This window comes from Mycolicibacter terrae (assembly GCF_010727125.1).
Taxonomy (GTDB): Bacteria; Actinomycetota; Actinomycetes; order Mycobacteriales; family Mycobacteriaceae; genus Mycobacterium; species Mycobacterium terrae.
Genome location: NZ_AP022564.1, coordinates 3,047,251 through 3,069,387, shown reverse-complemented (window position 1 = coordinate 3,069,387; position 22,137 = coordinate 3,047,251). Strand labels below are relative to the sequence as shown.

Genomic DNA, 22,137 nt, shown 5'->3' with positions numbered 1-22,137 from the left:
TCCACCGATTACCAGAGATGGGGCACCAAACGGTAGCGAATCCGCTGGGTGTACTCGCGGTAGCCGCTGAGCTCTTCGGTGAGCAACCGCTCCTCGTCGCGGATGCGCAGCACCAGCGCGGCCACTCCCGGCAGCAGGAAGATCAGCCCCCAGTAGGAACCGAGAGCCAGCGGGGTCCCGACCATCATGATGACGTTGCCGGTGTACATCGGGTGTCGCACCAGCCCGTACAAACCCGTCGAGACCAGCGTCTGGCCGGATTCCACGGTGACGTTGGCGGCCGCGTAGCCGTTCTGGATGATCACCAACATGGCGATGCCCAGCCCGATCGCCACCAGGAGGTCGCCGAGCAGACACACCGCCGTCGGCACCGGAGACCATCCGAAGCGGTGATCCATCGCGCTGAGCACGAACATCGCCGGGAAGCAGATGAATAGGGCGGTGATGACGATCCGTTGCAACGTCCGGGCCTCGGCCATCGGCCCGGCGCGCAGCCGCCGATCCAGCGCGGCCGGATTGGTGCGCATCAGGTAGACGCTGGGAATCCAGGTGGACACCGCGAACACCACGAGGAATACCCAGGCCTGCCAGTAGTTCAGGGTCCCGGCGGGTACGAACAGCAGGGCACCGAATGCGATCAATCCCAAAAAGGCTGAAATGGCTCCTTTGCCAACAGTTTTCACCTTCGCCTCCTCATATCTGCAGGTCTCTGCGACGGAATGCCAGGCCGCCCAGGCCGATCAGCGCGGCATCGATCGCCACCAGCACCACCAGCGGCACGACGCTGAAGCCGCCGGCACCGACCAGCGGGATGTGGGTGAACGGCTCGAGGTCGAGGACCCACTGCGGCAGCCCGGAGATCGTGCCGAGCAGATACAGCGCGACGAACCCGATCAGCACCGCCCACGCGGCGGGCGCGAATCGGGGGGCGAGACCGAACAGCGCCACCGCCACGGCCGCAGGCAACCAGATCGCCGGCAACTGCACGGCGGCACTGCCGACCACGGTGGCCCACGGTCCGCCGACGTCGCCGACCGCAACGCCGTAGACCGTGCCAGCCACCACGCCGGCGGCCAGGATCGCGATCGCCGATCCGGCCAGCGCGATCACCAGATGGCTTGCCAGCCAACGGTCTCGGCCCAGCGCACCCGCGAGCAGGGTCTCGGCGCGCCCGGCAGCCTCCTCCTGCTGCAGCCGCAGCACCAGCGACACCGCGAAAGCGGCCGCCACCATCCCCAGCATGCTGAACGCCACCGCGACGAACGCCTGCTCCAGAGCCTCCGTTCCGCCCAGCCGGACGACGATGTCACGCGCGCTGTCGCTGCCGACCTCGGCGCCGATGCCGTGTACCACGCTGCCGACCAGCACCCCGTAGAGCACCAGGGCGGTCGTCCACAGCAGCAGCGAACCGCGATCGAGCCGCCAGGCCAATCCGAACGCCCCGGCCAGCGTCGGCGCCGCACGGCGCGGCCCCGGGCGGTCGGGCAGCAGCCCCGCGCCGACATCCCGGCGGGCGGCCAGCCGGTAGGCCAGCCAGGTGAGCGCCGCCGTGGCGGTCAGGTGTAGCAGCAGCACCCACCAGCGGTCACCGGCGTAAGGACGTACCTGTAGCGACCAGCCGAGCGGTGAGAGCCAGGACAGCGAGCCGGACCCGGCGTCCCCGACCGCCCGCAGCGTGAAGGCGGCGGCAAGCACGCCGAACGCGGCGCCCCGGGCGAACCGGGCGCCGGGCGACAGCTGCGCCGCCACCGCGGCCACCGCGGTGAACACCAGCCCGGAGCAGGCCAGCGCGGCCCCGAACGCCCACGACCCGGCCGCCGGAACGTCGGTGGTGAGCAGGCCTGCCGCACCGATGGCACCGGTGGCCGCCGATGCCCCGAAGGCCAGCAGCAGCGCACCGGTCAGTCCGGCGTGGCGGCCCACCGCGGTCGAGTCGAGCAGCTCGGTGCGCCCGGTCTCCTCGTCGGCGCGGGTGTGCCGGATGACGGTCAGGATCACCGCCACCGCGATGAGCAGATGGAAGATCCCGGCCTTCCAGACCCCCACCGCGCCGAGGGTGTCGTTGTAGACCTGGCCGTACACCGCTCGCTGCGCCGGACTGGCCATGATGGTCGCGGCCAAACCGGCGCGGTCGGCGGGGGTGGGGTAGATGGCCTCGATGCTGGCGATGTAGACGCCGGCCAGCGGCAGCGACAGCAGCAACACCCAGAGCGGCAAAACGACCCGGTCGCGGCGCAGATAGAGCCGAAGCATGCCCAGGGTGCCCGACAGCTCCGAGCTGCGCCCAAACGGCCGGGAGGCCGGATTCGCTTGATGGACAACGGTGTTGGTCATGTCCGCACCGTGTCATAGTGCCGCAGGAACAGCTCTTCGAGCGTCGGTGGGCGGCTGGTGAGACTGCGCACTCCGGCCGCACCGAGCACGGCGATGAGCTCACCGAGGCTGGCGCTGTCGACCTGCGCGTGCAGGACGGTGCCGTTGTAGTGCACGTCGGCCACCCCCGGTATGCGGGTGAGATCGCCGGGATCGCGCATCAGGTCGGCTTGGATCGAGGTGCGGTGCAGGTGGCGCAGTGAATCCAGTGAGCCGCTCTCGACGACGCGGCCGCCCCGGATGATCGTCACCCGCTGGCACAGTGCCTCGGTCTCGGCCAGGATATGGCTGGACAGCAGGACGGTGGCCCCGCGCCGGCTTGCCTCGGCGACGCATTGCTGGAATACGTTCTCCATCAACGGGTCCAGGCCGCTGCTGGGCTCGTCGAGCAGCAGCAGCCGGGCGTGCGAGGAGAACGCTGAGATCAGGGAGACCTTCTGGCGGTTGCCCTTCGAATACGTGCGGGCCTTCTTGCTCGGGTCCAGGTCGAAGCGTTCGATCAACTCGTCGCGCCGCCGTTCGTCGATTCCGCCACGCATCCGGGCGAGCAGGTCGATGATCTCGCCACCGGACAGCGATGGCCACAGCGTGACATCGCCTGGCACATAGGCGATCTCACGGTGAAGATCGACCGCGTCGGTCCACGGGTCGCCGCCGAGCAGGCGGACCGTTCCGCCGTCGGCCCTGATCAGGCCGAGCAGGATGCGGATGGTGGTCGACTTGCCGGCGCCGTTCGGGCCGAGGAAGCCGTGGACCTCGCCGCCGTGCACCGTCAGGTCCAACCCGTCTAGCGCCTTGACCTGACCGAAATGCTTTTCCAGTCCGCGGATTTCGATGGCCGGCCAGTGGTTGTCAGGTCGCATTCGTTCCCCCGTGTTCGGCTTCTTCTCGGAAGGCGTCGTACATGGTGCGGTCGGTCAGCAGTCCCTCGGTGTACAGCTCGAGTGCGGGCAGGACCATGTCGCGGGCGTAGTCGCGCAACACGGCGCGCAGGTCCATCGGGTTGTCGTGCATCTGCAGGTACAGCAGGAATCCGCCGCCACCGGTGATGGCCATGTATTTCGCCCTGGCCCTGGGGTCGCGGCTGGGTTTGAGGGTGCCGGCACGTACGCCCTCGTCGAGGTAGCCCTCGGCGTTGTCGACCATCCGGCGCCACAGCGTGTTGGCCAGTTCGCCGCCGGACTGCATGGTGCGGACCAGGTAGGCCATCAGCGATGCGTAGGACTCGATCTCGGCCATCGCGGCGAACCAGGTGGCCGGATCCGCCGAGCGCATCGCCTCGGACTTGCTGCTGCGGATCTCCTCGGCGACGAACTCGTCGCAGGCCCGGCGCAGTCCTTCTTTGGAGCCGAAGTGGTGGATGACCAGCGCGGCGCTGACTCCGGCGGCTTCGGCGATCGCCCGGATGCTCACACCGAAGCCGTGCCGGCCGAATTGCTCGATCGCCGCGTCACGGATCTTCGCGCTGGCCGTCAGGTCGACTGAACGCATGTTCAAGATGCTAAACACGCGTTCAGTCGTCGTCAAGCGTTTCGCCCCACCACCGCGAGCGCCCCCTACCGCGAGAGGGCGTGTTTGTGCGTCAGATCGCGGCGTGTCGCGTACCACCGCGCACGCTCGCGAATCGGGACGGTCAGTCGCGGACGGCGGCCAGCAGCCCATCGCCCAGCGGGATCAGCGCCGGGGTCAGGCGCTCGTCCTCGGCGATCAACCGGGCCGCCTCACGCACCGCGACCACCTCGGCGTCGTTGGCCGTCGGGTCTCCCGCTCGGCCGCCCAGGGCCGCCCGGTGCAGCACGACCACCCCGCCGGGCCGTAGCAGGCGCACCGCCTCCGCCACGTATTCGGGCTGGTCGATCGGGTCGGCGTCGACGAAAACCAGGTCGTAGGACTCGTCGGCGAGACGGGTCAGCACCTCCTGGGCTCGGCCGCTGATGAACCGGGTCCGCGACGGGCCGATGCCGGCGTCGCCGAATGCCTGCTTGGCGGTGCGCTGGTGTTCGGGCTCGATGTCGATAGTGGTCAGGACACCGTCTTCGCCCATGCCCGACAGCAGCCAGAGTCCGCTGACGCCGGCACCGGTCCCGACCTCGACCACCGCCTTGCCGCCGCTGAGCTTGGTCAGCAGGCTCAGCAACGCGCCGACCGCCGCGCTGATCGATGCGACGCCGATCTCACCGGCCCGGTCGCGGGCGGCGGTCAGAACCGCGTCTTCGGACATCGAGCCCTCGGCGTGCGCCACGAGGGCATCCGCCCGGCTGTGCGGCGGCTGCGGCCCGGAAGTGTCGTCGGTGCTGGCCATGTGCGCAGCGTAGGACAAAGCCGCGGACGGCGGTGTGGAGGCTCGCCCGCGCGACACGCCCGGGACGCAGCCCGTGTCCGAACCGTTATGCGGATCCAACGCCGCACCGTGCGGCGCATTCGAACACAAGTTCACAGTCGACGTTCAGGGCCGACACAGAGCTGGCACACCGCGATACGTAACGGTAGCGGCATGGAACGAGGTAGGAACCGGCCTCGAGACGCTCGGAATACGAGGGGCCCGGCGCACGTTGACCGCGATATCACGCTGTCGTCGCCTGACGGCTGCCCGGATACGGAGGACGTCACCATAACCACCTTGCTGCCCCCGGTCGCCATGTCGCACCCGACCACGCACTCGGACCGCTACTCCGACACCGAATGGGTCGAGCCGTCCGACGAGCCGCAGGGCACCGCGGTGTTCGACGCCACCGGGGACGTGGCGGCGATGCCGTCGTGGGACGAGCTGGTGCGCCAGCACGCCGACCGGGTGTACCGGCTGGCCTACCGCCTGTCCGGAAACCAGCAGGACGCCGAGGATCTGACCCAGGAGACCTTCATCCGGGTGTTCCGTTCACTGCACAACTATCAGCCCGGGACCTTCGAGGGCTGGCTGCACCGGATCACCACCAACCTGTTCCTGGACATGGTGCGCCGGCGTGGCCGGGTTCGGGTGGAGGCCCTGCCGGAGGACTACGACCGGGTGCCGGCCGACGAGCCCGACCCCGAGCAGATCTACCACGACGCACGGCTCGATCCCGACCTGCAGGCGGCGTTGGACTCGTTGGCGCCGGAGTTCCGGGCGGCCGTCGTGCTGTGTGACATCGAGGGCCTGTCGTACGAGGAGGTCGGCGCCACCCTCGGGGTGAAGCTGGGCACCGTGCGCAGCCGTATCCACCGGGGTCGCCAGGCGCTGCGCGAGTACCTCGCCGACCGCGCCGGCCAGCGTGATCGTGCCGCCTTCGGCGGTGTCGCGGCCGGCTGAGTCCGCTCGCCGACCCCCGGTTGCCGCGTGCGCGCCTCACATCGCGCTACATTCTTATAAGGACGATTCTTATTAGGCATGTTTGCGGTGTAGCCGCCAGGCGCGTGCCCGTGTGACGGAAGGGGTCCGGTGGTGACGGAACGAGGAGGTGTCTTCCGTCGCGCATTCTCCTGGCTTCCCGCGCAGTTCGCCTCGCAGAGTGACGCGCCGGTCGGTGCCCCTCGCCAGTTCGGGTCCACCGAGCACCTCTGCAGCGAAGCGATCGCCGCCTACGTCGACGGCGAGTTGCGGATGAACGCCCACCTGCGCGCCGCCCACCACCTGTCGTTGTGTCCCGACTGCGCCGCCGAAGTGGAGTATCAGGGCCGGGCCCGCTCGGCGCTGCGGGATTCGCATCCGATCCGGATCCCCTCCGCCCTGCTCGGCCTGCTGGCCCAGATCCCCGACTGTCCGGCCGACTGCCCACCCGATGAGCCCACCACGCAGCTGCCCGCCCGGTTCGCCGACCGCAAACCGCAGGATCGCCGCAAACGTCGGTAAGGTGGATGCGATGCGGCGCCAGCGCCGGAGTTGCGGCGCCTGGAAGCCGATGCGGGACCGGAAGAGGAATAGGTGAGCTCCAACAACGAGAACGCCGGCGGTAACCGCCTGGCGCCGCGGCCTGTCTACCGGCCCCCCGTGGACAACGCCTCCCAGAAGGCCTTCGGCCGGCCCGACGGCGTGCCGGGATCGTTCATCCCGGCCGAGGTGCGGCCCAAGAAATACCGCGAGCAGGGCGAGTACACCCCGCGCGACCTACCACCCGACCCGGTGCTCAGGGAGGCGTTCGGCCGTCCCTTCGGTGCCGGCCCCTCGCTGCAGCGCCATCCCGCCGATGCCGGCGCGATGGAGCGCAACGGCAAGCCGGACGGGTTCACCGAGACCGACGACCCGTGGCGTGACCCGGCCGCGGGCGCCGCGCTGGGTGCGCCCGCCGTCGTCCCGCCGCCGCCGCGGGCCCCCGGTGACGTGGGCGGCCGGCTCGGCGTGCGTGAGGTGCTGTTCGGTGACCGGGTCTCCTACCGCGCACTGGCCACACTGGCCGCGATCGCGCTGGCCATCGGCATAGTCGGCGGCTGGGTCGGGCGAACCACCGCGCAGGTCGTCGAGGCGTTCACCACCTCGAAGGTGACACTGTCCACCAAGGGCAACGCCGAGGAGCCGGCCGGGCGGTTCGCCAAGGTCGCCGAGGCGGTCGCCAATTCGGTGGTGACCATCGAGTCCGTCAGCGACGACCAGGGCATGCAGGGCTCCGGCGTGGTCATCGACGGCAAGGGCTACATCGTCACCAACAACCACGTCATCTCCGAAGCGGCCAACAATCCCAGCAAGTTCAAGACCACCGTGGTGTTCAACGACGGCAAAGAGGTGCTGGCCAACCTGGTGGGACGCGACCCGAAGACCGACCTGGCCGTGCTCAAGGTCGACAACGTCGACAACCTGAGCGTGGCCCGTCTCGGCGACTCCGACAAGATCCGGGTCGGCGACGAGGTGATCGCGGCGGGAGCCCCGCTGGGGCTGCGCAGCACGGTGACCCACGGCATCATCAGCGCCGTGCACCGGCCGGTTCCGCTGTCCGGCGAGGACTCCGACACCGACACCGTCATCGACGCGGTGCAGACCGACGCCTCGATCAACCACGGCAACTCCGGGGGCCCGCTGATCGACATGGACTCCCAGGTCGTCGGGATCAACACGGCCGGAAAATCCTTGTCCGACAGCGCCAGTGGTCTCGGTTTCGCGATTCCGGTCAACGAGATGAAGACGGTGGCCGAAGCGCTGATCAAAGACGGCAAGATCGTCCACGCCACGCTGGGCGTGAGCGCCCGCTCGGTCAGCAACGCCATCGCCTCGGGCGCGCAGATCGCCAACGTCAAGGTGGGCAGCCCCGCGGAGAAGGGCGGCATCCTGGAGAACGACGTGGTGGTCAAGATCGGTGACCGCACCGTCGCCAACGCCGACGAATTCGTCGTGGCGGTGCGCCAGTTGACCATCGGCAAGGAAGCGCCCGTCGAGGTGGTCCGCGACGGCCGCCACGTCACGCTGAACGTGACCCCCACCGGCGACGGCTAGCTGCTCGGCTGATGTTCGCCAATGTCGGCTGGGGGGAGATGCTGGTCCTCGTGGTGGTCGGGTTGGTGATCCTGGGCCCGGAGCGGTTGCCCGGGGCGATCCGATGGACCGCGAACGCGTTGCGGCAGGCCCGCGAATACGTCACCAACGCCACCGATCAGCTGCGCGACGAGATCGGTCCGGAGTTCGACGACTTGCGCGCGCCGCTGAGCGAATTGCAGAAGCTCCGCGGGATGACGCCGCGGGCCGCGCTGACCAAGCACCTGCTCGACGGGGATGATTCGTTGTTCACCGCGGTCGGTTCACTGGCCCAGGATCCGCGCTCCGCTCCGGCCGCGGCCCTCAAGCCGGTTCCCAAGCTCATGCCCGGGGCGCCCGCTCCGTTCGACGCCGACGCGACCTGACCCGCTTAGCTCAGCGCTGGGTGTTGCCGGTGTTCAGGCCCAGCGACATCCCGACCAGCCCACGTCCCCGGGTGGCCAGCTGATCGGCGACCCGGCGCAGCTCCTTGCCGGCCACGGAGTCGGGCGTGAGCACCACCGGCGCCCCGGAGTCCCCGCCGGTCACCATCTCGCTGTCGATCGGCACCTGACCCAGCAGCGGCACGTCACGGCCCATCGCGCGGGTCAGCCGCTCGGCGACCCGCGCACCGCCGCCCTCGCCGAACAGGTGCATGGTGGACCCGTCGGGCATGGCCAGCCCGGCCATGTTCTCCACCACGCCGACAACCTGCTGGCGGGTCTGCAGGGCGATCGCGCCGGCACGCTCGGCCACCTCCGCGGCCGCCTGCTGCGGGGTGGTCACCACCAAAATCTCGGCCGGGGGCACCAACTGGGCCACCGAAATGGCGATGTCGCCCGTTCCCGGCGGCAGGTCGAGCAGCAGCACATCCAGGTCGCCCCAGTAGACGTCGGCGAGGAACTGCTGCAACGCCCGGTGCAGCATCGGGCCGCGCCAGACCACCGGTGTGTTGCCCTTGGTGAACATCGCGATCGAGATCACCTTCACGCCGTATCCGATCGGCGGCATGATCATCGAGTCGACCTGCGTGGGCAGCGCGGTGACACCCATCATCCGCGGCACCGAGTGGCCGTAGATGTCGGCGTCGAGCACCCCCACCGACATGCCGCGTTCGGCCAGTGCGACGGCGAGATTGACTGTGACACTGGACTTTCCGACACCGCCCTTGCCCGAGGCGATCGCGTACACCTTGGTCAGCGAGCCCGGTTGGGCGAACGGGATGACCGGCTCCTTGGCGTCGCCGCGCAGCTGTTTGCGCAGTTCGGCGCGCTGTTCGTCGCTGAAGACGTCCAGGGTCACCTTGACCGGTCCGGTGCCAGGCACATCGTTGACCGCCCGGGTCACCATGTTGGTGATCTCGGTCTTCATCGGACAGCCGGAGATGGTCAGGTAGATCGTGACGTGCACGCTGTGGTCGTCGGCGATCTCGATGCTCTTGACCATGCCGAGCTCGGTGATCGGACGCTGAATGTCGGGGTCCAACACGGTGCCCAGCGCGGCGTAGATCGCGTCGTGCAGGGCTGCGGTGTCGTCTTGTGTCTTGGACATCAAGGACGAGTCTAAGGCAGTGCGCGGCAGCACCCGACCGCGCGCTCGGTCAGGCCGGCGGCGCCTCCGGCGGCGCGGCTGTGGGGGCCTGAGCCGGTGCCGGGGCGGGGGCCGCAGGCGCCAGGGGCGCCGACTCATCCGCGGGCGGCGCGTTGGGGGCGGGTGGGGTCTCCGGCGGAGCGACCGGGGCCTCAGCCGGCGGAACGGCATTGGGTGGCGCGGCGGGGGCGGACCCGGCCTGGGGCTCGAGGCAGATCATCCGACAGGCGGCCGAGGGACGCGGTAGCTGCGGTTCGGAGGAGTTCATCCACGACGGGGCCCAGGGCATATTGGCCAGCTGGGATTCCATGCTCGACTGCCCCAGATCTATCAGCGCGGAGCCGGCGGTCCGCTGGACCGGGGGAGACATCCCGTGCAGACTCAGCGATTCCGGCCCGAGGCCCTCCGGATGCTCCAAATGCTCGAGGTGCAGGTCGGCGATCGGCGGTGCCGGCCCGATGATCGGTGGCAGATCCACCGGAGCCACCCCGGTGGCGTAGGCCGCCGCCCAGCCCATCACGTTCTCGGCGTAGGCCATCGAGTTGTTGTAGCGCAGGATCGCGGTCAGGACCTGCGACTGCTCTCGCAGGTTGAGCCCGCCGCTGCACAGGTAGCGCGCCGCCGCCAGCGTCGCGTCGTAGACGTTCTGCGGGTCCGCCCTGCCGTCGCCGTCGCCGTCGGCGGCGTAGCGCGACCAGGTTCCGGGCAGAAACTGCATCGGCCCGATGGCGCGGGCGTAGACCACCCGCCCGGGGGCACTGCTGGCCACGATGACTTCGTTGCCCGGAAGCGAACCGTCCAGCGTCGGCCCGTAGATCGGCTGCAGCACGGTGCCGCGCGCGTCGGTGGCGCCGCCGTTGGCGTGCGCCGATTCGATCCGGCCGATGCCGGCCAGCAGATTCCAGCTGATCCCGCATTCGGGGGCGGCGACCGCCATCTGATGTTCGGCGTTGCGGTAGGCCGCCAGCGCCGTCTTGGGGATGCCCAACGTGCCCGGCGCGTAGACGACGGCTGCCGGCGGCGCCGACGGGGCGCCCGCCGCCACGTGCAGGTTCGGTTGCGCACGCGGCACCGCGACGACGGAGGGGCCCGAGGAGCCGGTGTTCACCGCGGCCGCCAGCGGGGTCACTGCGGCGCTGCGCAGCGGAAGCGAGGTCGACGGCGAGCGTGGCGTTGCGCCCACGGCGCCGGCGAACACCAGCGGGGTGATGAACGTCAGGCCGAACGCGGGTCGTAGCGCAGCGCGGACTGCCCGCCGGCATCTGGCCGCGCGGGACAGGTGCTCGGCTGCGCCGCCCCCTGTAGGCACTCGACCGCCCCTTGTCCGCCTAGCTACAGCAGTGGTAGAGCCTTGGTGAAGCCGCGTCGGCTTCGTGAACTAGGTCACCATACCCAACACCGGCCGCGCGGGTGCCGGTTATGCGCGCCCGTCGCGGGGCAATACCGGTCGGCCGGTGGCGGACTCCGAGGCGGCGGGGTCGGGCTCGGCGCGCAGGTCCTCGAGCAGCTCCCGGACCCGCTCGAGTTCGTGGTGCAGGTAGTCGCGGGTGGCGACCTCGCCGACCGCCAACCGCAGCGACGCCAGTTCCCGGGCCAGATACTCGGTGTCGGCCTTGGTCTGCGCGGCCCGGCGGCGGTCTTCGTCGAGGCTGACCCGGTCGCGGTTCTCCTGCCGGTTCTGGGCCAGCAGGATCAACGGGGCGGCGTAGGCGGCCTGGGTGGAGAACGCCAGGTTGAGCAGGATGAACGGGTACGGGTCCCAGCGCAGGCTGACCGCGTAGACGTTCAGCACGATCCACCCCACCACCAGCAGGGTCTGGATGGCCAGGTAGCGCCCGGTGCCGAAGAACCGCGCCACCGACTCGGTGAACCGGCCCAGGGCGTCGGGATCCATCCGCAGGCCGGGGAGCCGTGAGGTGCGCGGCGTGGAGAGCCGCTGCGATGACGAGCGGTCGGTCACGACGGCCTCCCGGCGAGTTTCGGCCCCAGGTCCGGCTCGGGGGTTTCGCGCCAGTCATGGGGTAGCAGGTGATCCAGCACGTCGTCGACGGTGACCGCCCCCAGCAGGTGATTCTGCTCGTCGAGCACCGGACCGCAGACCAGGTTGTAGGCCGCGAAATAGCGGGTCAGCTCCGCCAGTGACACTTCCGGGTTCAGCGCCGGCAGGTCGGAGTCGACGATCCCGCCGATGAGCTCGGCCGGCGGCACCCGCAGCAGCCGCTGCAGCGGCACGCAGCCCAGGTAATGGCCGGTCGGGGTGGCGGTCGGGGGGCGTGTGACGAACACCAGCGACGCCAACGCGGGGGTCAGGTCGGGGTCGCGAACCCGGGCCAGCGCCTCGGCGACGGAGGTGTCGGCGGTCAGCACCACCGGGTTGGAGGTCATCAACCCGCCGGCGGTGTCGGGGGAGTGCTCCAGCAGCCGGCGGACCGGATCGGAATCGTCGGGGTCCATCCGCGCCAGCAGCAGCTCTGCGTCGCTGGGATTCATCGCACCCAGCAGGTCGGCGGCGTCGTCGGGATCCATCTCCTCCAGCACGTCGGCCGCGCGTTCGGTGCCCAGCTGGCCCAGCACCGTGGCCTGCCGCTCCTCCGGCAGCTCCTGCAGGATGTCGGCCAGCCGCGCGTTGTCCAGCGCGTGGATCACCTCATAGCGGCGCTTGGGCGGCAGCTCGCGGATGGCGTCGGCCACTTCGATCGGACGCCAGCCCTCGAACTGCTGCAGCAACTGCGCCACGCCCTGTCCGGGCATGGCCAGTGCGGACGGGGTCAGGCCCTGCACGTTGTGCCAGTCCACGATGTGTACGGCGGCGCGCCGGCCCAGTCGCCGGGAGTGCCGCACCGCGATTCGCGTCACCAGCCAGTCGCGGGTGCGGCTCTGCTCGAGGGCAAGGTCGGTGATCGTCACGTCGACGCCGGCCAGCTCCGGCAGCTCGGGATCGGTGACCCGGACCTTGGTGTCGAGGACCTGCCCCAGCGCCAATACCTCGCCGGGCCGCTGGTCGAACTTGCGCAGCGACACCGTTCCGGTGTTGAGGGTGACCGCGTTGGGCTCGATCGACGCGACCCGCAGGATCGGCACGAAGATACGTCTGCGGGTGGGCAGTTCGACGACGAGTCCCAGGACACGCGGCTGCTGACGCACGATGCTGAGACTGAGCACGACGTCGCGAACCCGTCCGACGGATTCACCGAAAGGGCCCAGCACCAGCATCCGCGCGAGCCGCGCTGCGTAAACCCTGTTGCTCGACGCCATGGTTGAAAGGGTAGGAGTGTTTAGGTGACCAACGCATATCGCCCCCGCCGTACCTGCCTGTCGGTACCGGGCAGCAGCCAGAAGATGATCGACAAGGCCAAGGGCCTGCCCGCCGACGAGGTCTTCCTCGATTTGGAGGATGCCGTCGCCCCGGCCGCCAAGGAGCAGGCCCGGGCCCGGGTGGCCGAAGCGCTCACGGCACCGGATTGGACGGCGCCGCTGCTGGGCGTGCGGGTCAACGACTGGACCACGCCGTGGACTCATGCCGACCTGATCGAGGTGATCTCGGCCGTCGGGGCAGCCGGTGCCCGGCTCGACGTCGTCGTGCTGCCGAAGGTGTCGGACGCCTCGCATGTGCAGGCGCTCGATCTGCTGCTCACCCAACTGGAGACCGTCCACGGGCTGCCGGCCGGACAGATCGGCATCGACGCGCAGATCGAGGACGCCCGCGGCCTGACCAACATCACTGCGATCGCCGCCGCACCCCGGGTGCAGGCGCTGGTGCTGGGACCGGCCGATCTGATGGCCAGCCTCAACACCCGCACCCTGGAGGTCGGTGAGCAGCCCGAGGGTTACACCGAGGGCGACGCCTACCACCACGTGCTGATGACGATCCTGGTGGCCGCACGCGCCCACGGGATCGCCGCCGTCGACGGGCCCTACCTGAAGGTTCGCGACGTCGAGGCGTTCCGGCGGGTGGCCGGGCGCTCCGCGGCGCTCGGGTACGACGGCAAATGGGTGCTGCACCCCGACCAGATCGCGGCCGGCAACGAGATCTTCAGCCCGAGGCAGGACGAGTACGACCACGCGGAGTTGATCCTGGAGGCCTACGCCTGGCACACCTCGCATGCCGGCGGCGCCCGCGGTGCGGTGATGCTCGGTGACGAGATGCTCGACGAGGCCAGCCGCAAGATGGCGTTGGTGGTGGCCGGCAAGGGCCGGGCGGCCGGCATGCGCCGTGCGGCGCCGCCGTTCGAGCCGCCGGCCTAGGCGATCGCCGGCGCGGGCCGGATCAGTGCAGGGCGACCATCGCGAGGATGAACGAGAGAACCACCGCGGCAGCGCCGACGGCGGTACCGGCCACCGCGATGCCATGGCCGGCCTCACCGGTGCGTTTGATCTGGCTCAGCGCAACGACACCCAGCACGGCGCCGACCAGCGCCAGCGGCCAGAACAGCAGGCCGAGCAGTGCGACCACCAGGGAGCTGACCGCCAAGACGTTGGTCTTCTGCGGCTGGCCCGGATTGAAGTAGCCGCCCGGATACGGCGTGCCGTAGCCGTTGCCCGGTGCGTAGCCCGGTGGGGGGCCGTAGCCGGGCGGGTAACCGGGTGGTGCGCTGTAGCCCGGGTACTCACCCGGTGCGCCGTAGCCCGGGGGCGGCGGATAGCCGCCGGAGGGTGCGTCGAATCGGGGCGGATAACCGCCTGCCGATGGGGGCGGGGGGAATCCGGCCGGTGGCGGGGGCGGTGGATATCCGCCCTGCGGGTAACCGGGTGAGGGAGGATAACCATCGAAGCCCGACGGATAGGGCCAGCCGCCCTGTTCAGGCCCGGACGCGCCCGGGCCGGCCCAGGGGTGATCGGCATTGGCTCGTGGATTCTCGCCAGAATCCTCGCCGGGAGCTGTCATGCTGTTCAACCTAGCGGATGCGTCGTGACCCGAGACCTGCCCGCGGTGCCTGTCGGCCATCCCGGAGGCTCCCGGAGCGAGGAGAGAGAAACCCCATGACTAGCCCCTTTCAGTCCGGACCGACTCCCGATCCGCTCGGCGCGGCGGCGGCAGCCCCGGGTCGGCGCGACGTGGGCCGGCTGCCCACGCCGCCCAAAGGCTGGCCGATCGGGTCCTATCCGACCTACGCCGAGGCGCAGCGCGCGGTGGACTACCTGTCGGATCAACAGTTCCCGGTGCACCAGGTGACGATCGTCGGGGTCGACCTGATGCAGGTCGAACGGGTCACCGGTCGGCTCACCTGGCCCAAGGTGCTCGGCGGCGGGGTGCTGACCGGGGCCTGGCTGGGCCTGTTCATCGGCCTGGTGTTGGGGATCTTCAGCGCCAATCCGACTCAGGCGCTGGTGACCGGCCTGATCGCCGGGGTGTTCTTCGGATTGATCACGTCGTCGGTCCCCTATGCGATGGCCCGTGGCACAAGGGATTTCAGCTCCACCATGCAATTGGTCGCGGGTCGCTACGACGTGCTGTGTGATCCGCAGAGTGCCGAGCAGGGCCGAGACCTGTTGGCGAAGCTGACGCTCTGAGGGCCTTGTTGCGCAGCCCGGTCGGACGGCCTTACCGTTTTGGCACCAAGCGGCAACGGGAGGCGGGTGGCGTGGCGAGTCGGCGCGGTCGCGTACGGCGGCTGGGGGCGGCTGCGCTGGCGGTGCTGACCGCCGTTTCGGCCGGAGCGTCCTGCGGCTCGGCCGGGCAGGCCGGCGACGGCCTGGTGATCAGCGTGTACACCCCGGCCAACGACACCGCCACGTTCCGTGCCATCGCCCGGCGCTGCACCGAACAGGCCGGTGGCCGTTACCGAGTCGAGCAGTTCAGCCTGCCGCGGGCCGCCGACGACCAGCGTCTGCAACTGGCCCGCCGGCTCACCGGCAACGACCGCAGCCTGGACGTGATGGGGCTGGATGTGGTGTGGACCGCCGAGTTCGCCGAGGCCGGCTGGGCGTTGCCGCTGTCGGCCGATCCGGCCGGTCAGGCCGAGGCCGACGCCGAGGCCGACACTTTGCCGGGTCCGCTGGCGACAGCCCGCTGGCGAGGGCGGCTCTATGCGGCCCCGGTCATCACCAACACTCAATTGCTTTGGTATCGACCGGATTTGATGAGCACTGCGCCCTCGACCTGGGACGGGATGGTTGCCGAGGCGGCGCGGCTGCACGCCGCCGGCGAGCCGAGCTGGATCGCGGTGCAGGCCAAGCAGTACGAGGGCCTGGTGGTGTGGTTCAACACCCTGCTGGCCAGCGCCGGGGGGCGCGTGCTCGCCGACGACGGCAAGACGGTCACCTTGACCGACACCGCCGAGCACCGGGCCGCCACCGTCGCGGCACTGCGGATCATGCAGGCGGTGGCGTCCGCCCCGGGTGCTGATCCATCGATCACCCAGAGCGACGAGGGCACCGCCCGGCTGGCCTTTGAGCAGGGCAGGGCGGCCCTGGAGGTCAACTGGCCGTTCGTGCTGCCGTCCATGCTGGAGAACGCGGTCAAGGGCGGGGTCGGGTTCCTGCCGCTGGACCGGCGTCCGGATCTGGCCGGCAGCATCGACGGTGTCGGTTCGTTCGCGCCCAGCGACGAGCAGTACCGGATCGCCTACGAGGCCAGCCGCACGGTGCTCGGGTTCGCGCCGTACCCGGCGGTGATGCCGGGCCACCCGGCCAAGGTGACCCTCGGCGGGCTGAACCTGGCGGTGGCCAGGACCACCCGGCACCGCGCGGAGGCGTTCGAAGCGGTGCGGTGCCTGCGCGACGCGGCCAACCAGAAGTACGTCGCGATCGAAGGAGGCCTGCCCGCCGTGCGCGCCTCGGTGTACTCCGATCCGCAGTTCCAGCAGAAATACCCGCACCACAACCTGATTCGCGACCAACTCACCAACGCCGCGGTGCGTCCGGCGACACCGGTCTATCAGGCGGTGTCGACCCGGATATCGGCGACGCTGGCGCCCATCACCGCCATCGACCCGGAGCGCACCGCCGACGAACTGGCCGTGCAGGTGCGCAAAGCCATCGACGGCAAGGGGCTCATCCCGTGACTTCCGGCATGGATGACGTCAGGTCGCAGCGGCGACTGGCCGTGGCGCTCGTCGCCCCGGCGGTGATCCTGATGCTGGCGGTGACGGCCTATCCGATCGGCTACGCGCTCTGGCTGAGCCTGCTGCGCTACAACCTGGCCACTCCAAACGACACCGCGTTCGTCGGCCTGGCCAACTACCAGACCACCCTGACCGACTCCTACTGGTGGACCGCCTTCGCGGTGACGCTGGGCATCACGGTGATCTCGGTGGCCATCGAGTTCGTGCTGGGTCTGGCGCTGGCACTGGTGATGCACCGCAGCATGTTCGCCAAGGGGATGGTGCGCACCGCGGTGCTGGTGCCCTACGGCATCGTGACGGTGGCCGCCGCCTACAGCTGGTACTACGCCTGGACGCCGGGCACCGGCTACCTGGCGAACCTGTTGCCGGCCGGCAGCGCGCCGCTGACCCACCAGCTGCCTTCGCTGGGGATCGTGGTGCTCGCCGAGGTGTGGAAGACGACGCCGTTCATGGCGCTGCTGCTGCTGGCCGGATTGGCCCTGGTCCCCGAGGATTTGCTCAAGGCGGCGCAGGTCGACGGCGCCGGCGCCTGGCGGCGGCTGGTCATGGTGATCCTGCCGATGATGAAACCCGCCATTCTGGTGGCCCTGTTGTTCCGCACGCTGGACGCGTTCCGGATCTTCGACAACATCTACGTGCTGACCAACGGCTCCAATAACACCGGCTCGGTCTCGATCCTGGGCTATGACAACCTGTTCAAGGGCTTCAACGTGGGGTTGGGCTCGGCGATCTCGGTGCTGATCTTCGTCTGTGTGGCACTGATCGCCTTCGTGTTCGTCAAGGTGTTCGGGGCCGCGGCGCCGGGATCGGGTCAGAAATGACTGATGTTCGCCGCCGCGCGGCCTGGCTGATCATCGACCTGGCGGTGGTGGTCTACGCGCTGGTGCCGGTGCTGTGGATCCTGTCGCTGTCACTGAAGCCGACGTCGACGGTCAAGGACGGCAAGCTGATTCCGTCGTCGGTGACCTTGGACAACTATCGCGGCATCTTCGCCGGGGACGTGTTCGGCTCGGCGCTGGTCAACTCCGTCGGCATCGGGCTGATCACCACGGTGATCGCGGTGGTGATCGGCGCGATGGCCGCCTACGCGGTGGCGAGGCTGGACTTCGGGGGCAAGCGGCTGCTGGTCGGCGCGGCGCTGCTGATCGCGATGTTCCCCCAGATATCGCTGGTGACACCGATTTTCAACATCGAGCGGGCGACCGGCTTGTTCGACACCTGGCCGGGCCTGATCATCCCCTACATCACCTTTGCGCTGCCGCTGGCGATCTACACGCTCTCGGCGTTCTTCTCCGAGATTCCCTGGGATCTGGAGAAGGCCGCCAAGATGGACGGGGCGACCCCCGGCCAGGCGTTCCGCAAGGTGATCGCGCCGCTGGCGGCGCCGGGAATCGTCACCGCGGCGATCCTGGTGTTCATCTTCGCCTGGAACGACCTGCTGTTGGCGTTGTCGCTGACGGCGACCAAAGCCTCGGTAACCGCGCCGGTGGCGATCGCCAACTTCACCGGCAGTTCGCAATTCGAGGAGCCGACCGGGTCTATCGCCGCGGGTGCGATGGTGATCACGGTGCCGATCATCATCTTTGTTCTAATCTTCCAACGACGGATCGTGGCGGGACTGACTTCCGGCGCGGTGAAGGGATAGGCCGATGGCTGAGATCGAACTTCTCCACATCACCAAGAGCTACCCCGATGGCGCGGTTGCCGTGAAGGACCTGTCTTTGAGCATCGCCGACGGGGAGTTCATCATCCTGGTGGGGCCGTCGGGCTGCGGAAAATCCACCACGCTGAACATGATCGCGGGTCTGGAGGAGATCACCTCGGGGGAGTTGCGCATCGGCGGCGAACGGGTCAACGAGCGCGCGCCCAAGGACCGCGACATCGCGATGGTGTTCCAGTCCTACGCCCTCTACCCGCACATGACGGTGCGGGGAAACATCGCGTTCCCGCTGACCCTGGCCAAGATGAAGAAAGCGCAGATCGCCGAGAAAGTAGCCGAGGTCGCCAAAATCCTTGACCTGACCGACTTTCTGGACCGTAAGCCATCGCAGTTGTCGGGCGGGCAGCGTCAGCGGGTGGCCATGGGGCGTGCGATCGTGCGGCACCCCAAGGCTTTCCTGATGGACGAGCCGCTGTCGAACCTGGACGCCAAGCTGCGAGTGCAGATGCGCAGCGAGATCGCCCGGTTGCAGCGGCGGCTGGGCACCACCACCGTCTACGTCACCCACGACCAGACCGAGGCGATGACGCTCGGCGACCGGGTGGTGGTGATGCACGGCGGGATCGCGCAGCAGATCGGCACCCCCGACGAGCTCTACGAGCGGCCCGCGAACCTGTTCGTCGCAGGATTCGTCGGCTCGCCGGCGATGAACTTCTTTCCCGGCACACTGACCCCGACCGGCGCGCGACTGCCGATCGGTGAGGTCCCGCTGACCGCGGAGGTCCGTGAGGCGATCGGCCGGCACCGGCAGCCGCACGGCAACGACGTCGTCATCGGGGTGCGCCCCGAGCATCTCGGTGACGCCGGGCTGCTCGACGACGCCCAGCGTCGCCGGGCGGTGACATTCGGGGCCCGCGTCGACCTGGTCGAATCTCTCGGCGCCGACAAGTACCTGTACTTCACGCCGAACGAGCCGGCCGATACGTCGGCCGAAACCGAGCTGGTGGCCAGGGTTCCCGCCGCGTCGAAGGCGGCCGGAGGGCAGCCGATCGAGCTGGCTCTGGACCCCACCCAAGTGGTGGTGTTCGACGCCGAGTCCGGGGTGAACCTCAGCGTCGCCCCGGCCGGCCGGTGACCCGCCGGTGAGTGACGATCTGGACCGGGTGCGGCAACACCTGCGGGCGCACTTCACCGGGGCGGGCGTCGCCTCCGAGCCCGATGCCGCGCGCGTGACGTTCCTGGGTGTCGAGCCCATCGAGGTGTTGCGGTTCGGTCCCGGCCCCGACCGGTTGGTGCACTACGTCTCGGTGGGTTGCTCGCGGCATCCGATGGGGGATCCCGGCCAGATTCTGGCCGATCCGGTGCACGGTCCCCGCGGGGAAGTGGTTCTGCGTCTGCGTATTTCGGGCTCCGATACCGGGCTGGCCCGCAGTCTCGCCGCGGTGGCGGCCGCGCCCGCGGTGGAGGGGGTGGTGTTGGCGCCCGACGCGCTGATGGACCTCGGCGGGCCGCTGTGGAGCCGGCAGTCGGGGGCGGTGCCGTTCACCGCGATGCTGCTGAGTCAGAGTGACATCGCCGAGTTGCCCCTGGAGCAGCCGCGTGAGCCGGTGCAATTCTTCTCGGCCACCCCGATCACCGCGACCGAGGCGGCCTGGGTGCGGCTCAAGGGGGCTGATGCGATGCGGGAGGCCTGGCGGGCCGACGGGGTGGACGTGTTCGACCCCGACCGTCCCGCCTCCCAGCCCCGCTGAGCCTTCTCGGCGAGCAGACACAGAATCGCACTGTAGGGAGCCATTTCGTGCGATTCTGCGTCTGCTCGCGGCTAAAAGGACCCGCTCAGAGCCAGCCGTTGCGGCGGAACGCTCGGTAGAGCAGCATGCTGATCGCGCCCATGGCCGCCAGCACCGCCGGGTAACTGAAGGTCCAGTGCAGTGCCGGCATGTGGTCGAAGTTCATCCCGTAGATCCCGGCGATCATGGTGGGGACGGCGATGATGCCCGCCCAGGCCGACATCTTGCGCATGTCGGTGTTCTGCTGCATGCCCACCCGCGCGAGCGCCGCCTGCACCAGCGAGCTGAGCATCTCGTCGTAGCTGGCGATCTGCTCGGCGGCGCGGGTCTGGTGGTCGCCGACGTCGCGCAGATAGCGCCGCACCTCCTTGGAGATCAGGTCCTTGTAGTCGGTCTGCATCCGCTGGAACGGAACCGACAGTGGTGCGACCGCGCGCCGCAGCTCGACGACTTCGCGTTTGATCTGGTAGATCGGTTCGACGTCGGTGCGGGTGCCGGGGGCGAACGCCACCTCCTCGATGGTGTCGATGTCGCTTTCCATGAGGTTGGTCACCTCGACGTAGCGGTCGACCACGTAGTCGGCGATGGCGTGCATCACCGCGTACGGGCCCAATCGCAGATGCTCGGGGTCGGCGTCCATGCGTTTGCGGACATCGGACAGGCCGCCGTGTTCGCCGTGGCGGACGGTGATGACGAAGTTCTTGCCGACGAAGATCATGATCTCGCCGGTCTCGACGATCTGGCGCGGCAGCACCACCGATTCGTGCGGGACGTAGTTGACGGTTTTGAGCACCAGGAACAGGGTCTCGTCATAGCGCTCCAGCTTGGGCCGCTGGTGGGCGTGTACGGCGTCCTCGACCGTCAGTTCGTGCAGGTCGAAGGTGGCCGCCACCGCCTGCATCTGGCGCTCGTCGGGCTCGTGCAGGCCCACCCAGACGAAGGCGTCGCGGCCATTCGCCGCGATCTCGCGCACCTTGGCCATCGCCCCGGCCGGGGTGAACTCGCCGGGGACCCGGTCGCCCTCGGCGTAGACGCCGCAGTCGACCAATACCCGGGGAACCGGGTCGCGCAACGCCGTCATGGCGCCTCCCTCCCGGCACACGTGCCGGTGAAATGCTACGCGCCCGGGCCCAAAATGACCGGTCAGCGCGGTTCGGCCGGGGTCCGGAGTTTTCGTGCCGTCGACGGTGCGCTAGTTTCGACCCGGACCAAACCCAGACCAAGCCGAACCCGTTCGAGGAGCACTTGACGTGAGCAAAACCCCACTCAAGGTGGCCGTCACCGGCGCCGCCGGCCAGATCGGCTACAGCCTGCTGTTCCGCCTGGCCAGTGGCTCGCTGCTGGGCCCCGACCGGCCGATCGAACTGCGGTTGCTGGAGATCGAGCCCGCACTCAAGGCGCTCGAGGGCGTGGTCATGGAGCTCGACGACTGCGCGTTCCCGCTGCTGTCCGGGGTGCAGATCGGCTCGGACGCGAACAAGATCTTCGACGGCGCCAACCTGGCGCTGCTGGTCGGCGCCCGCCCGCGTGGCCCGGGTATGGAGCGCAGCGACCTGCTGGAGGCCAACGGTGCGATCTTCACCGCGCAGGGCAAGGCGCTCAACGCGGTTGCGGCCTCCGACATCCGCATCGGGGTGACCGGTAACCCGGCCAACACCAACGCGCTGATCGCGATGAGCAACGCCCCCGACATCCCCAAGGAGCGCTTCTCGGCGCTGACCCGCCTGGACCACAACAGGGCCATCTCCCAGCTGGCCGCAAAGACCGGCGCCAAGGTCACCGACGTCAAGAAGATGACGATCTGGGGCAACCACTCGGCCAGCCAGTACCCGGACATCTTCCACGCCGAGGTCGGTGGGCGTAACGCCGCCGAGGTCGTCGGTGACCAGGCCTGGATCGAGAACGACTTCATCCCCACCGTCGCCAAGCGCGGTGCGGCGATCATCGACGCGCGTGGTGCTTCGTCGGCCGCTTCGGCGGCCTCGGCCACCGTCGACGCCGCCCGGGACTGGCTGCTGGGCAGCGCCGACGGGGACTGGGTGTCGATGGCGGTGGTCTCCGACGGCTCCTACGGGGTTCCGGAGGGCCTGATCTCCTCGTTCCCGGTCACCACGAAGAACGGCGACTGGAGCATCGTGGGTGGCCTGGAGATCGACGACTTCTCCCGCGGCCGGATCGACGCCTCGACCGCGGAGCTGGCCGAGGAACGCGAGGCGGTCACCGGGCTGGGGCTGATCTAGCCGC

At 69.4% G+C, this 22,137-nt stretch carries 23 protein-coding genes; 12 read left to right on the top strand and 11 right to left on the bottom strand.

Annotated elements, in window-relative coordinates:
• Positions 1-8 precede the first annotated feature (8 nt).
• The 5 genes from G6N23_RS14510 to G6N23_RS14490 form a co-directional block, all read right to left on the bottom strand.
• On the bottom strand, positions 9-647 hold the full coding sequence (locus G6N23_RS14510; protein ID WP_372508892.1) for a methyltransferase family protein: 639 nt from the start codon (positions 645-647) through the stop codon (positions 9-11).
• Positions 648-693: 46 nt separating this feature from the next.
• Entirely contained in the window at positions 694-2,334 is a 1,641-nt protein-coding gene (locus G6N23_RS14505) for an ABC transporter permease (RefSeq protein WP_173675009.1), read from the bottom strand.
• Complete coding sequence (locus G6N23_RS14500; protein WP_085262372.1) at positions 2,331-3,236, bottom strand: ABC transporter ATP-binding protein; 906 nt, start codon at positions 3,234-3,236, stop codon at positions 2,331-2,333. The genes G6N23_RS14505 and G6N23_RS14500 overlap by 4 nt, the downstream gene beginning before the upstream one ends.
• Positions 3,226-3,864: a TetR/AcrR family transcriptional regulator gene (locus tag G6N23_RS14495; protein WP_085262371.1), complete on the bottom strand. Its 639-nt coding sequence runs from the start codon at positions 3,862-3,864 to the stop codon at positions 3,226-3,228. Before G6N23_RS14495 ends, G6N23_RS14500 begins: the two co-directional genes overlap by 11 nt.
• Before the next feature lie 142 nt (positions 3,865-4,006).
• On the bottom strand, positions 4,007-4,675 hold the full coding sequence (locus tag G6N23_RS14490; RefSeq protein ID WP_085262370.1) for an O-methyltransferase: 669 nt from the start codon (positions 4,673-4,675) through the stop codon (positions 4,007-4,009).
• 192 nt (positions 4,676-4,867) lie between these two features.
• On the opposite strand from G6N23_RS14490, the gene sigE reads away from it, so the two are divergent.
• The 4 genes from sigE to tatB all read left to right on the top strand — a co-directional run bounded on the left by sigE (position 4,868) and on the right by tatB (position 8,175).
• Positions 4,868-5,659, top strand: coding sequence for an RNA polymerase sigma factor SigE (sigE, locus tag G6N23_RS14485; RefSeq protein ID WP_085262369.1), 792 nt, complete (start codon positions 4,868-4,870; stop codon positions 5,657-5,659).
• A gap of 132 nt (positions 5,660-5,791) precedes the next feature.
• Positions 5,792-6,199, top strand: a complete 408-nt coding sequence (gene rseA, locus G6N23_RS14480) for an anti-sigma E factor RseA (RefSeq protein WP_085262622.1) — start codon at positions 5,792-5,794, stop codon at positions 6,197-6,199.
• Positions 6,200-6,271: 72 nt separating this feature from the next.
• The gene (gene htrA, locus G6N23_RS14475; protein ID WP_085262368.1) at positions 6,272-7,771 is read left to right on the top strand and encodes a serine protease HtrA; all 1,500 of its coding nucleotides are present in this window, start codon (positions 6,272-6,274) and stop codon (positions 7,769-7,771) included.
• 11 nt (positions 7,772-7,782) lie between these two features.
• Positions 7,783-8,175, top strand: a complete 393-nt coding sequence (gene tatB, locus G6N23_RS14470; RefSeq protein ID WP_085262367.1) for a Sec-independent protein translocase protein TatB — start codon at positions 7,783-7,785, stop codon at positions 8,173-8,175.
• Between the two features lie 10 nt (positions 8,176-8,185).
• On the opposite strand, the gene G6N23_RS14465 is transcribed toward tatB, so the two are convergent.
• From G6N23_RS14465 to G6N23_RS14450, 4 genes are all read right to left on the bottom strand, one after another.
• The gene (locus G6N23_RS14465) at positions 8,186-9,340 is read right to left on the bottom strand and encodes an Mrp/NBP35 family ATP-binding protein (RefSeq protein WP_085262366.1); all 1,155 of its coding nucleotides are present in this window, start codon (positions 9,338-9,340) and stop codon (positions 8,186-8,188) included.
• A 49-nt stretch (positions 9,341-9,389) separates the two neighbouring features.
• Positions 9,390-10,688 (bottom strand): lytic transglycosylase domain-containing protein, encoded by a 1,299-nt coding sequence (locus G6N23_RS14460; protein WP_085262365.1) that lies wholly within the window; start codon positions 10,686-10,688, stop codon positions 9,390-9,392.
• A gap of 108 nt (positions 10,689-10,796) precedes the next feature.
• A complete protein-coding gene (locus G6N23_RS14455; protein WP_085262364.1) occupies positions 10,797-11,339 on the bottom strand; it encodes a DUF1003 domain-containing protein in 543 nt (180 codons plus the stop codon).
• Positions 11,336-12,634 (bottom strand): magnesium transporter MgtE N-terminal domain-containing protein, encoded by a 1,299-nt coding sequence (locus G6N23_RS14450; protein WP_085262363.1) that lies wholly within the window; start codon positions 12,632-12,634, stop codon positions 11,336-11,338. The genes G6N23_RS14455 and G6N23_RS14450 overlap by 4 nt, the downstream gene beginning before the upstream one ends.
• Positions 12,635-12,658: 24 nt before the next feature.
• Between G6N23_RS14450 and G6N23_RS14445 the strand changes: the two genes are divergently transcribed.
• Positions 12,659-13,624 (top strand): HpcH/HpaI aldolase/citrate lyase family protein, encoded by a 966-nt coding sequence (locus tag G6N23_RS14445; protein ID WP_085262362.1) that lies wholly within the window; start codon positions 12,659-12,661, stop codon positions 13,622-13,624.
• A gap of 22 nt (positions 13,625-13,646) precedes the next feature.
• Here the strand turns inward: G6N23_RS14445 and G6N23_RS14440 are convergent, their stop codons facing one another.
• Positions 13,647-14,264 (bottom strand): DUF4190 domain-containing protein, encoded by a 618-nt coding sequence (locus G6N23_RS14440; protein WP_157997514.1) that lies wholly within the window; start codon positions 14,262-14,264, stop codon positions 13,647-13,649.
• Positions 14,265-14,359: 95 nt separating this feature from the next.
• On the opposite strand from G6N23_RS14440, the gene G6N23_RS14435 reads away from it, so the two are divergent.
• The 6 genes from G6N23_RS14435 (at position 14,360) to G6N23_RS14410 (ending at position 19,854) form a co-directional block, all read left to right on the top strand.
• Positions 14,360-14,890: a YflT domain-containing protein gene (locus G6N23_RS14435; protein ID WP_085261249.1), complete on the top strand. Its 531-nt coding sequence runs from the start codon at positions 14,360-14,362 to the stop codon at positions 14,888-14,890.
• 71 nt (positions 14,891-14,961) lie between these two features.
• The gene (locus tag G6N23_RS14430; RefSeq protein WP_085261248.1) at positions 14,962-16,383 is read left to right on the top strand and encodes an ABC transporter substrate-binding protein; all 1,422 of its coding nucleotides are present in this window, start codon (positions 14,962-14,964) and stop codon (positions 16,381-16,383) included.
• 8 nt (positions 16,384-16,391) lie between these two features.
• A complete protein-coding gene (locus G6N23_RS14425) occupies positions 16,392-17,264 on the top strand; it encodes a carbohydrate ABC transporter permease (protein ID WP_085261247.1) in 873 nt (290 codons plus the stop codon).
• Positions 17,261-18,088 carry a carbohydrate ABC transporter permease gene (locus G6N23_RS14420; protein ID WP_085261246.1) on the top strand — a complete coding sequence of 276 codons (828 nt, stop codon included), beginning with the start codon at positions 17,261-17,263 and terminating at the stop codon, positions 18,086-18,088. Before G6N23_RS14425 ends, G6N23_RS14420 begins: the two co-directional genes overlap by 4 nt.
• A gap of 4 nt (positions 18,089-18,092) precedes the next feature.
• Positions 18,093-19,238 carry an ABC transporter ATP-binding protein gene (locus G6N23_RS14415; protein ID WP_085261245.1) on the top strand — a complete coding sequence of 382 codons (1,146 nt, stop codon included), beginning with the start codon at positions 18,093-18,095 and terminating at the stop codon, positions 19,236-19,238.
• Positions 19,239-19,245: 7 nt separating this feature from the next.
• Positions 19,246-19,854 (top strand): suppressor of fused domain protein, encoded by a 609-nt coding sequence (locus tag G6N23_RS14410; protein WP_085261244.1) that lies wholly within the window; start codon positions 19,246-19,248, stop codon positions 19,852-19,854.
• Between the two features lie 85 nt (positions 19,855-19,939).
• On the opposite strand, the gene corA is transcribed toward G6N23_RS14410, so the two are convergent.
• The gene (corA, locus tag G6N23_RS14405) at positions 19,940-20,974 is read right to left on the bottom strand and encodes a magnesium/cobalt transporter CorA (protein WP_085261243.1); all 1,035 of its coding nucleotides are present in this window, start codon (positions 20,972-20,974) and stop codon (positions 19,940-19,942) included.
• Positions 20,975-21,143: 169 nt separating this feature from the next.
• Between corA and G6N23_RS14400 the strand changes: the two genes are divergently transcribed.
• On the top strand, positions 21,144-22,133 hold the full coding sequence (locus G6N23_RS14400; protein ID WP_085261242.1) for a malate dehydrogenase: 990 nt from the start codon (positions 21,144-21,146) through the stop codon (positions 22,131-22,133).
• Positions 22,134-22,137: the final 4 nt, after the last annotated feature.